Source organism: Pseudomonas sp. R151218B TE3479, from assembly GCF_053629195.1.
On record NZ_JBRJHV010000001.1, the window covers coordinates 5,748,505 to 5,760,335 of the forward strand.

At 59.6% G+C, this 11,831-nt stretch carries 9 protein-coding genes; all 9 read right to left on the reverse strand.

What is annotated here, in order from left to right:
- Positions 1-143: 143 nt before the first annotated feature.
- Positions 144-1,028, reverse strand: a complete 885-nt coding sequence (sucD, locus tag AB7M32_RS24885) for a succinate--CoA ligase subunit alpha (RefSeq protein WP_003179236.1) — start codon at positions 1,026-1,028, stop codon at positions 144-146.
- Positions 1,028-2,194: an ADP-forming succinate--CoA ligase subunit beta gene (gene sucC, locus AB7M32_RS24890; protein WP_003179235.1), complete on the reverse strand. Its 1,167-nt coding sequence runs from the start codon at positions 2,192-2,194 to the stop codon at positions 1,028-1,030. The genes sucD and sucC overlap by 1 nt, the downstream gene beginning before the upstream one ends.
- A gap of 196 nt (positions 2,195-2,390) precedes the next feature.
- Positions 2,391-3,827 (reverse strand): dihydrolipoyl dehydrogenase, encoded by a 1,437-nt coding sequence (gene lpdA / locus AB7M32_RS24895; protein ID WP_454251691.1) that lies wholly within the window; start codon positions 3,825-3,827, stop codon positions 2,391-2,393.
- Positions 3,828-3,938: 111 nt separating this feature from the next.
- Positions 3,939-5,162 (reverse strand): 2-oxoglutarate dehydrogenase complex dihydrolipoyllysine-residue succinyltransferase, encoded by a 1,224-nt coding sequence (odhB, locus tag AB7M32_RS24900; protein ID WP_454251692.1) that lies wholly within the window; start codon positions 5,160-5,162, stop codon positions 3,939-3,941.
- A 43-nt stretch (positions 5,163-5,205) separates the two neighbouring features.
- Entirely contained in the window at positions 5,206-8,037 is a 2,832-nt protein-coding gene (locus AB7M32_RS24905) for a 2-oxoglutarate dehydrogenase E1 component (protein ID WP_454251693.1), read from the reverse strand.
- 262 nt (positions 8,038-8,299) lie between these two features.
- The gene (locus AB7M32_RS24910) at positions 8,300-9,004 is read right to left on the reverse strand and encodes a succinate dehydrogenase iron-sulfur subunit (protein WP_053123967.1); all 705 of its coding nucleotides are present in this window, start codon (positions 9,002-9,004) and stop codon (positions 8,300-8,302) included.
- An 11-nt stretch (positions 9,005-9,015) separates the two neighbouring features.
- Complete coding sequence (gene sdhA, locus AB7M32_RS24915; RefSeq protein WP_063324841.1) at positions 9,016-10,788, reverse strand: succinate dehydrogenase flavoprotein subunit; 1,773 nt, start codon at positions 10,786-10,788, stop codon at positions 9,016-9,018.
- Positions 10,789-10,791: 3 nt separating this feature from the next.
- The gene (gene sdhD / locus AB7M32_RS24920) at positions 10,792-11,160 is read right to left on the reverse strand and encodes a succinate dehydrogenase, hydrophobic membrane anchor protein (protein WP_003204438.1); all 369 of its coding nucleotides are present in this window, start codon (positions 11,158-11,160) and stop codon (positions 10,792-10,794) included.
- Positions 11,154-11,528 (reverse strand): succinate dehydrogenase, cytochrome b556 subunit, encoded by a 375-nt coding sequence (gene sdhC / locus AB7M32_RS24925; RefSeq protein WP_003179220.1) that lies wholly within the window; start codon positions 11,526-11,528, stop codon positions 11,154-11,156. Before sdhC ends, sdhD begins: the two co-directional genes overlap by 7 nt.
- Positions 11,529-11,831 lie beyond the last annotated feature (303 nt).

Here is an 11,831-nt window from a genome sequence, read left to right on the forward strand (position 1 = left end):
CAAGCTCCCTCCCACAATGAACTGCGCTCGACTGTGGGAGCGAGCTTGCTCGCGATGAGGCCCCTGACGTCATAGAGACCCAGAAACGACAAAGGCCACCCGAAGGTGGCCTTTGTTGCTGGAACGAAAAGGTCAGCCGAAGCTTACTTCTTCATTTCCCAGCCAGTCAGCTCGGCCAGGGCCTTGCCGATGTCTGCCAGCGAACGCACGGTTTTCACGCCTGCGTCTTGCAGTGCAGCGAATTTCTCGTCTGCAGTGCCTTTGCCGCCAGAGATGATTGCGCCAGCATGGCCCATGCGCTTGCCCGGAGGAGCAGTCACACCTGCAATGTAGGAAACAACCGGCTTGGTCACGTTGGCCTTGATGTAGGCAGCCGCTTCTTCTTCAGCCGAACCGCCGATCTCACCGATCATGACGATCGCTTCGGTCTTCGGGTCTTCCTGGAACAGCTTCAGGATGTCGATGAAGTTCGAACCCGGGATCGGGTCACCGCCGATGCCGACGCAAGTGGACTGACCGAAACCGGCGTCAGTGGTCTGCTTCACAGCTTCGTAGGTCAGGGTGCCGGAACGGGAAACGATACCGACCTTGCCTGGCAAGTGAATGTGACCTGGCATGATGCCGATCTTGCATTCGCCTGGGGTGATCACACCTGGGCAGTTAGGGCCGATCAGGGTGATACCCAGCTCGTCGCACTTGACCTTGGCTTCCAGCATGTCGATGGTCGGGATGCCTTCGGTGATGCAGACGATCAGCTTGATGCCGCCGAACGCTGCCTCAAGGATGGAGTCCTTGCAGAAAGGAGCCGGAACGTAGATCACGCTGGCGGTTGCGCCAGTGGCAGCTACAGCGTCTTTCACGGTGTTGAACACGGGCAGGCCCAGGTGCTCGGTGCCGCCTTTGCCTGGCGTTACGCCGCCAACCATCTTGGTGCCGTATTCGATGGCTTGCTGAGTGTGGAAACTACCTTGCGAACCGGTAATACCCTGGCAGATAACCTTGGTGTCTTTATTGATCAGGACGCTCATTATTTGCCCTCCGCAGCTTTGACGACTTGTTGAGCAGCGTCGGTCAGGCTGGTAGCAGCGATGATGTTCAAACCGCTTTCTGCCAGTACTTTAGCGCCCAGCTCAGCGTTGTTGCCTTCAAGGCGAACAACAACCGGGATTTTCACGCCGACTTCTTTCACGGCGCCGATGATGCCTTCGGCAATCATGTCGCAGCGAACGATGCCGCCGAAGATGTTGACCAGTACTGCGGCGACGTTGGTGTCGGACAGGATGATCTTGAACGCTTCGGTAACGCGTTCCTTGGTAGCACCGCCGCCCACGTCGAGGAAGTTGGCTGGCTTGCCGCCATGCAGGTTGACGATGTCCATGGTACCCATGGCCAGGCCAGCACCGTTGACCATGCAGCCGATGTTGCCTTCCAGGGCTACGTAGTTCAGTTCGAACTTGGCAGCGTGCGCTTCGCGCGGATCGTCTTGCGACGGATCGTGGAAAGTCTTCAGCTTAGGCTGACGGTACATGGCGTTGGCGTCGATGTTGATCTTGGCATCGAGGCAGTGCAGGTCGCCGTCGGCCTTGATCACCAGCGGGTTCACTTCCAGCAGTGCCAGGTCGTGGTCCTGGAACAGCTTGGCCAGACCTACGAAGATCTTGGCGAATTGAGTGACCTGCTTGCCTTCCAGGCCCAGCTGGAATGCCAGCTCGCGGCCCTGGAATGGCTGTGCGCCAACCAGTGGATCGATGGTGGCCTTGAGGATTTTCTCAGGGGTATCGTGAGCGATTTTCTCGATGTCCACGCCACCTTCGGTGGAAGCCATGAACACGATACGGCGGCTCGAACGGTCAACGACCGCGCCCAGGTACAGCTCTTTAGCGATATCAGTGCACGATTCAACCAGGATCTTGGTGACTGGCTGACCGTTGGCGTCAGTCTGGTAAGTCACCAGACGCTTGCCCAGCCACTGCTGTGCGAAGGCTTTGGCGTCTTCTTTGCTGCGAACCAGCTTGACGCCGCCCGCTTTACCGCGACCACCGGCGTGAACCTGGGCTTTGACAACCCATTCGCTGCCGCCGATTTTGTCGCAAGCTTCTGCTGCCGCTTCCGGGGTGTCTACTGCGTAGCCGGTGGATACTGGCAGGCCGTATTCAGCGAACAGCTGCTTACCCTGATACTCGTGAAGATTCATGCTTATTACCGTCTTCGTTAGGTACTGCGCATTCGGTGCTGCACCGTTCTGGTGCCGCACCACCTGTGACTGCTGCTTGCGCAGCGTTCCGGTGAACCGGTGCCGCTACGCAAGGCTGCGTCCAGCGGATATTCCGCGGTGAGTCTTGCTCGCAAGGCTCACGACGGGCCATACCGCCGTGGTTTCTTATTGTCTATTAACGCTTCTTGCGGTTAGCCACGTGGATGGCGCCGCCATTTACGGCCAGGGCCGCTTCGTGCAAGGCTTCGGACAGGGTCGGATGGGAGAAGACCATCATGCCCAGGTCTTCAGCGCTGGTGCCGAATTCCATACCGATCGCACCTTGCTGTACCAGCTCGGCAGCGCTTGGGCCAATCACGTGAACGCCCAATACGCGATCCGTCTTGGCATCGGCGATGACTTTCACGAAACCACCGGTGTCGTTGGCTGCCATGGCACGGCCACTGGCGGCGAACGGGAAGGTGCCGACGTTAACTTCAACGCCTTCGGCTTTCAAGGCCTGCTCGGTCTTGCCAACCCATGCGATTTCCGGGTGGGTGTAGATAACCGATGGGATCAGGTCATAGTTCATCTGGGCTTTGTGGCCCTTGATGCGCTCGACGACCATGATGCCTTCCTCGGATGCCTTGTGCGCCAGCATCATGCCGCGGACCACGTCACCGATGGCGAAGACGCCCGGTACGGCGGTTGCGCAATGATCATCGACCGCAATGAAACCGCGCTCGTCGATTTCCACGCCGCTATCGGCCGCCAGCAGGTCGGTGGTCACCGGACGACGGCCGACCGCAACGATCAGCTTGTCGAAAGTGATGGTCTGTTCGCCGTTGGCGTCGGTGTAGGTCACCACGACTTCTTCGCCGTTGACCTTGGAACCGGTCACGCGAGCGCCCAGCTTGATGTCCAGGCCCTGTTTGGTCAGGGTTTTCAGCGCTTCCTTGGAAACCGCGGCATCGGCGGCCATCAGGAAGGTGTCGAGGGCTTCCAGGACGGTCACTTGCGCGCCCAGGCGCGACCATACCGAACCCAGCTCCAGGCCGATCACGCCGGCGCCGATCACGCCCAGGCGTTTTGGTACGCTCTGGAATTCCAGGGCACCGGTGGAATCGACGATCACGTTCTGGTCGACCGGAGCCGGCGGAATGTCGATCGGACGCGAGCCTGGCGCCAGGATGACGTTTTCGGCTTCGATCACTTCAACCGAGCCGTCTGGCTTGGTCACTTCGACTTTCTTGCCCATCAGCAGCTTGCCGTGGCCCTGGATCGAGGTCACGCCGTTGGCCTTGAACAGGGTGGCAACACCGCTGGTCAGGTTCTTGACGATGCCAGCCTTGCGGCCAACCATCGCGGCGACGTCCATCTTAACTTCACCGGTAGAGATACCGTGAACGTTGAAGCTTTCTTTCGCTTCCTTGTATTTCCAGGAGCTGTCCAGCAGCGCCTTGGAAGGAATGCAACCGACGTTCAGGCAGGTACCGCCGAGGGCCTGTTTGCCCTCGCCATCGGTGTATTTCTCGATGCAGGCAGTGGTAAGGCCCAGTTGCGCAGCCTTGATGGCCGCTACGTAGCCGCCAGGGCCCGCACCAATCACTACCACGTCGAATTTCTGAGTCATGAGTCATTCCTTTTCGAATCAAACCGGACGATCACTTGTGATGACCGTCGAGGGACGAAACCGGTTGTTTCAGCAAGAGGCCGGTCGACAGACCGGCCCTCGCGGCGAAAATCAGATATCCAGCAGCAGACGAGCCGGATCTTCAAGCAGGTTCTTGATGGTGACCAGGAACGTCACGGCTTCTTTGCCGTCGATCAGGCGGTGATCGTAGGACAGTGCCAGGTACATCATCGGACGAATCACGACTTGACCGTTGATCGCCATCGGACGCTGCAGGATGTTGTGCATGCCCAGGATGGCCGCCTGTGGCGGGTTGACGATCGGGGTCGACATCATCGAACCGAATGTACCACCGTTGGTGATGGTGAACGTACCGCCGGTCATCTCTTCGATGGACAGCTTGCCGTCACGGGCCTTCTTGCCGAAGGTGGCGATGCCGCCTTCGATTTCGGCCAGGCTCATCAGTTCGGCGTTGCGCAGGACCGGAACCACCAGGCCACGGTCGCTGGAAACCGCGACACCGATATCGGCGTAGCCGTGGTAGACGATGTCGGAACCGTCGATCGACGCGTTGACCGCCGGGAAGCGTTTCAGCGCTTCGGTGGCAGCCTTGACGAAGAACGACATGAAGCCCAGGCGTACGCCGTTGTGGGACTTCTCGAACAGATCCTTGTACTTCGAACGCAGGGCCATGACTTCGGTCATGTCGACTTCGTTGAAGGTGGTCAGCATCGCCATGTTCGACTGTGCTTCAACCAGACGCTCGGCAACCTTGGCACGCAGGCGGGTCATCGGAACGCGTTTTTCAACGCGATCACCGGCAGCGAACACCGGAGCGGCGGCGGCAGGTGCGGCTGGCTTGGCCGGTGCGGCGGCTGGCGCGGCTTTCTTGGCGGCAACGGCTGCCACCACGTCTTCCTTGGTCACACGACCGCCCTTGCCGGTGCCGGCAACGGAAGCGATGTTGATGCCGTTCTCTTCAGCGATCTTGCGCGCGGCCGGGGCTGCGACTGGATCGTCTTCGCCATCGGCAGCAGGCGCTGCGGCCTGGGCAGCGGCAGGAGCCGCAGCGGCGGCCGGAGCAGGGGCAGCGGCACCGCCCTCTTCGATCGAGCCCAGTACCTGGTTGGACAGGACGGTAGCGCCCTCTTCGGCAACGATTGCGCCGAGTACGCCGTCAGCTTCGGCCAACACTTCCAGAACGACTTTGTCAGTCTCGATGTCGACGATCAGGTCGTCACGCTTTACAGCGTCGCCTGGTTTCTTGTGCCAGGTGGCAACGGTGCCATCGGCAACCGATTCCGGGAATGACGGGGCTTTGATTTCGATAGCCATTATCTGTGGGTCCTTAAAATTCGGTTTCAGTCAGCACGAAGGCTTAAACAGTGAAAGCATCTTGCAGCAGTTTTTCCTGCTGCTCGGCGTGCATCGACGCATAACCACACGCAGGTGCAGCGGAAGCATCACGGCCGGCATATTCCAGGCCCAAGGCCTTGTTATGGTTGCCGATGCTGCGACGCAGGTGATGCTGGCTGCTGTACCAGGCGCCCTGGTTCATCGGTTCTTCCTGACACCACACCACATGGGTGAGGTTGGTGTAAGGCGCGATGGCCTCCATCAGGTCTTCTTCCGGGAACGGATAGAGCTGCTCGATACGCACGATGGCGATGTCTTCGCGGCCTTCGGCACGACGTTTTTCCAGCAGATCGTAGTAGACCTTGCCGCTGCACAGGATCAGGCGAGTCACCTTCGCCGCGTCCAGGTTATCGATTTCCGAAATAACGGTCTGGAACGAGCCTTCGGCCAGATCCTCGAGCGTGGAGATCGCCAGCTTGTGACGCAGCAGCGACTTCGGTGTCAGCACGATCAGCGGCTTGCGCAGCGGACGGATGACCTGACGACGCAGCAGGTGGTAGATCTGCGCCGGAGTCGTCGGTACGCAAACCTGGACGTTGTGCTCGGCGCACAGTTGCAGGTAGCGCTCCAGACGTGCCGAAGAGTGCTCCGGCCCCTGCCCTTCATAACCGTGTGGCAACAGCATGGTCAGACCGCAGAGACGGCCCCACTTGTGCTCACCGCTGGTGATGAACTGGTCGACAACCACCTGGGCACCGTTGGCGAAGTCGCCGAACTGGGCCTCCCAGATCACCAGCGCATTGGGCTCGGTGGTGGAGTAGCCATATTCGAACGCCAGGACGGCTTCTTCGGACAGCAGCGAATCATACAGGTCGAAACGTGGCTGCCCCTTGTACAGGTGTTGCAGCGGGATGTAGGTGCTGGCGTCTTTCTGGTTGTGCAGCGCCGCGTGGCGGTGCGAGAAAGTGCCGCGGCCTACGTCCTGGCCGGTGATGCGAATCGGGTGGCCTTCGAACGCCAGGGTCGCGTACGCCATGGTTTCGGCGTAACCCCAGTTGATCGGCAGGCCGCCGGCTTGCATCTTCTGCCGGTCTTCGTAGATCTTCGCGACCTGGCGCTGAACCACGAAGCCTTCCGGGATTTCCAGCAGCTTGGCGGACAGTTCCTGCAAGGTCTTGAGGTCGAAACGCGTGTCGTGACGCGCGGTCCAGGCGTGGCCCAGATACGGACGCCAGTCCACGAACAGCTCTTTGTTCGGTTCCTTGACCAGGCTTTTTACCACGTGCAGGCCGTTGTCCAGGGCATTGCGGTATTCATCGACTTTTTCCTGGACGCGCTCGGCATCCAGAACACCGCCCTGAGTCAGGCGCTCGGCATACAGCTCACGGGTGGTGCGCTGCTTGGCGATCTGCTGGTACATCAGGGGCTGGGTGCCGCTTGGCTCGTCGGCCTCGTTGTGGCCGCGACGACGGTAGCAGACCAGGTCGATCACCACGTCGCGCTTGTACTGCATGCGGTAGTCGATGGCCAGCTGGGTCACGAACAGCACGGCTTCCGGATCATCGCCATTCACATGGAGGATCGGCGCCTGGATCATTTTCGCGACGTCGGTCGCGTACTCGGTGGAACGCGAGTCCAGCGGGTTGCTGATGGTGAAGCCAACCTGGTTGTTGATCACGATGTGCACGGTGCCGCCGGTCTTGAAACCGCGGGTCTGCGACATCTGGAAGGTTTCCATGACCACGCCCTGACCGGCGAATGCCGCGTCACCGTGGATGGAAATCGGCAGCACCTTCTCGCCGGTCGGATCGTTGCGACGATCCTGGCGGGCACGGACCGAACCCTCGACCACCGGGGAAACGATTTCCAGGTGAGACGGGTTGAACGCCATGGCCAGGTGGACTTCGCCGCCTGTGGTCATCACGTTGGACGAGAAGCCCTGGTGGTATTTCACGTCACCGGAACCCAACTCGACCTTCTTCTTGCCTTCGAACTCGTCGAACAGCTCGCGCGGGTTCTTGCCGAAGGTGTTGACCAGTACGTTCAGGCGGCCACGGTGGGCCATGCCGATGACGACTTCCTTGGTGCCGTAGGAACCGGAACGCTGGATCAGCTCGTCGAGCATCGGAATCAGGCTTTCGCCGCCTTCCAGGCCGAAACGCTTGGTGCCCGGGTACTTGGTGCCCAGGTATTTCTCCAGGCCTTCACCGGCGGTGACGCGCTCGAGCAAGTGGCTCTTGATGTCGGCGGAGTACGTCGGACGGCCACGAACGCTTTCCAGACGCTGCTGGAACCACTGGCGCTGCTCGGAATCGGTGATGTGCGTAAATTCAGCACCGATGGTGCGGCAATATGTCTGCTGCAACGCTTCGTGAATTTCGCGTAGGCTCGCTTCCTCTTTGCCGATGAACAGGTCGCCGGCACGGAAGGTCGTATCAAGGTCGGCATTGGTCAAGCCGTAGTGAGTGATCGACAGGTCTGCAGGTGCAGGACGCTGCCACAGCCCCAGCGGGTCAAGCTGGGCTGCCTGGTGGCCACGCATCCGGTAGGCCTGGATCAGTCGCAATACTTCAACTTGCTTCTTCTCGTGCTCGGAGCTCACGCTGCCGGCAGACACCGGTTGAGCGCGGCGCTGGTTCTTTGCCAGCAACACGAAATGATCGCGAATCGTCGAGTGCGAAACATCAGTGGCAGAGTTACCGTCGGCCGGTAGCTTCTGAAAGTAGGTGCGCCATTCTTCTGGCACAGCGTTAGGGTCGTGCAGGTAGAGCTCGTAGAGCTCTTCCACATAGGCAGCGTTACCACCGGAGAGGTGGGCACTGTTCCACATGCGCTGCATCACGCTTTCTTGCATGCTTGGTCACCCTCGATTAGGGGAACACCACCGGCGAAAACACCGAGCAAACTTGCAGAAGTCCGAGTGCAGCGACTAAAACAAGCCACTTAGGATCACGCTGATAGTCCGGGTACCAGCCCGGATGCCCCTGCTTGTCTCATTTCTTCAAAATAAGAACCGCCGCTTTGTGAGCGGCTGTTCTGGTTATAGCCAAGACGCGGGTTGAAGCCCGCGCCCTGGCCTTTACGGGTACAACGGTCCTACGGGTACAGCAGCTGAATCACACGCCGCTTTGCAGAAGCATGTTACGAATGTGACCGATGGCCTTAGTCGGGTTCAGGCCTTTCGGGCAGACGTTGACGCAGTTCATGATCCCGCGGCAGCGGAATACGCTGAACGGGTCATCCAGCGAAGCCAGACGCTCGGACGTCTTGGTGTCACGGCTGTCTGCCAGGAAGCGGTACGCTTGCAGCAGGGCGGCCGGGCCCAGGAACTTGTCCGGGTTCCACCAGAAGGATGGGCACGAGGTCGAGCAGCAAGCGCACAGGATGCACTCGTACAGACCGTCGAGCTTTTCACGCTCTTCCGGAGACTGCAGACGCTCGATGGCCGGAGCCGGCGTGTCGTTCTGCAGGAATGGCTTCACCTTCTCGTATTGCTTGTAGAAGATGCTCATATCGACGACCAGGTCACGGATAACCGGCAAACCTGGCAACGGACGAACCACCAGCTTGTTGCCCTTGACCACGGCCGACAGCGGCGTGATGCAGGCCAGGCCGTTCTTGCCGTTGATGTTCATGCCGTCGGAGCCGCAAACGCCCTCGCGGCAAGAGCGACGATAGGAAAAACCCTCGTCCTGCTCTTTGATCAGGGCCAGCACGTCCAGCACCATCAGGTCTTTACCACCGGTATCGACCTGGAAGTCCTGCATGAACGGCGCGGCGTCCTGATCAGGGTTGTAGCGATAAACACTGACTTGCAACATAGCGGTCACCCTTAATAAGTCCGGACTTTTGGTTCGAAAGTCGGAACAGTCTTCGGCGAGAAGTTCACGGCACGCTTGGCGACGCGTTTTTCACCCGGGAAGTACAAGGTGTGGCACAGCCAGTTTTCGTCGTCACGGTCTTCGAAGTCTTCGCGGGCGTGGGCACCACGGGACTCTTTACGCACTTCTGCGGCGATGGCGGTGGCTTCGGCCACTTCCAGCAGGTTCTGCAATTCCAGCGCTTCGATACGGGCAGTGTTGAACGCCTGCGACTTATCGTTGATCTTCACGTTGGCGATTCGTTCACGCAATTGCGCCAGCTGGGCGATACCCTTCTGCATGTATTCGCCGGTACGGAACACACCGAAGTAGTTCTGCATGCAGTTCTGCAGCTCGCGACGCAGGGTTGCCACGTCCTCGCCTTCGGTACGCTCGTTCAGGGCGGACAGACGTGCCAGAGCCGCTTCGATATTGGCGTCGGTGGCATCGTCATACTCGATACCGTCGGACAGCGCTTTCTCCAGGTGCAGGCCGGCAGCGCGACCGAAGACCACCAGGTCGAGCAGCGAGTTGCCGCCCAGGCGGTTGGCACCGTGGACCGATACGCACGCCACTTCACCCACTGCGAACAGGCCAGGGATGATTTCGTCCACGCCTTCGGCGTTCTGGGTGATCGCCTGGCCGTGAATGTTGGTGGCAACGCCGCCCATCATATAGTGGCAGGTTGGAACCACTGGAACCGGCGCGACGACCGGGTCGACGTGGGCGAACGTCTTGGACAGCTCGCAGATACCTGGCAGGCGGCTGTGCAGCACTTCCTCGCCCAGGTGATCGAGCTTGAGCATCACGTGGTCGCCATTCGGGCCACAGCCGTTGCCGGCGATGATCTCTTTAACCATCGAACGAGCCACAACGTCACGACCTGCAAGGTCCTTGGCGTTCGGCGCATAACGTTCCATGAAACGCTCGCCGTGCTTGTTGATCAGGTAACCACCTTCACCACGGCAACCTTCGGTCACCAGTACACCGGCGCCGGCGATGCCGGTCGGGTGGAACTGCCACATTTCGATGTCTTGTACCGGCACGCCAGCACGCAGGGCCATGCCGACGCCGTCACCGGTGTTGATCAGGGCATTGGTGGTGGATGCATAGATGCGGCCTGCACCGCCGGTCGCCAGTACGGTGGCCTTGGCACGGATGTAGGTGGTTTCGCCGGTTTCGATGCAGATCGCGATCACACCGACGAAGGCGCCGTCCTGGTTCTTCACCAGGTCGACAGCGTAGTACTCGTTCAGGAACGTGGTACCGGCTTTCAGGTTGCCCTGGTACAGGGTATGCAGCAGTGCGTGACCGGTACGGTCGGACGCCGCGCAAGTGCGCGCGGCCTGGCCGCCCTTGCCGTAGTCCTTGGACTGGCCACCGAACGGACGCTGGTAGATACGACCTTGCTCGGTACGCGAGAAGGGCATGCCCATGTGGTCCAGCTCGAACACCGCGGCCGGGCCTTCCTGACACATGTATTCGATAGCGTCCTGGTCACCGATGTAGTCGGAACCCTTGACGGTATCGTACATGTGCCAGCGCCAGTCATCGTTCGGGTCGGCCGAAGCGATGGCGCAGGTGATGCCACCCTGGGCGGAAACAGTGTGCGAACGCGTCGGGAAAACCTTGGTGATCACGGCAGTCTTGTGACCGCCCTGCGCCAGTTGCAGCGCTGCGCGCATGCCGGCACCGCCACCACCAATGATGATGGCGTCGAAAGAAATCGTTGGAATGTTAGCCATGGATCAGATACCCCAGAGAATCTGCACACCCCAGACGAAGTAAGCGAACATCGCAACGCCGCATACTGCCTGGAAAAGGAAACGTACGGCAGTCGCCGACTTGCCGAACGCCATGGGCGTCAGGTAGTCGGTCGCGATGGTCCACATGCCGACCCAGGCGTGAGCGCCCAGTGCGACAAGTGCCAGCAGACTGAAGATACGCATCCAGTTGTTTGCGAACAGTTCATGCCATTGGGCATAGCCCAGGCCAGGGTTTGCCACGACATATCCGATCAGGAAAATGAAGTAAGCCGCGAGAACGACCGCAGACACACGCTGGGCCATCCAGTCGTAGAGGCCCGAACGCGAAAGGTTCGTGACGTTGGTTACCATATCCAGACTCCTGCCAGAACGATCAGCACCGCAGACACGGCGATAATGATTTTCGAGCCCAGCTTGCCGCCTTCCAGCGTCTCACCGATGCCCATGTCCATGATCAAGTGGCGCACACCGGCGACCAAGTGATACAGCAAGGCGGACAGGATGCCCCAAATCACTAGCTTGGCTAGCGGACTGGTCAGACACGCTTTCACCTGACCGAAGCCTTCTTCCGAATCGAGCGACTTGTCCAATGCATAAAGCATGATGGCCAGGCTGACGAAGAGGATGACACCGGAAATACGGTGAAGAATGGACGTGTAAGCAGTGACTGGGAGTTTGATGGTCCTTAGGTCTAGGTTTACAGGTCGTTGGCTTTTCACGGCTTTTTTTTCACACTGAAGAGCCCCTAACAATCAGGGCAAAGTTGTTGGGGCGCGCACTGGTCAGGTACTCACCACCCAGGGAGTGACGACCCCCAAGAAAGCAGGCCCAAAAGCCCCTGGCGGTCGGTGGCCGAGTATAGACAGTTAGGCTACTAATGACAACGCGTTCACCTTCCCCTAATAGCGCATTGCACATATGGCGCAAAAGGCGTAAACGGCAGGCAATTTCGCGGAAAAAGTGCGGTTAAAGCCTTCTGGAGCAAGACTTTAGGCAAATTGACATTCGGATTTATCTCACTA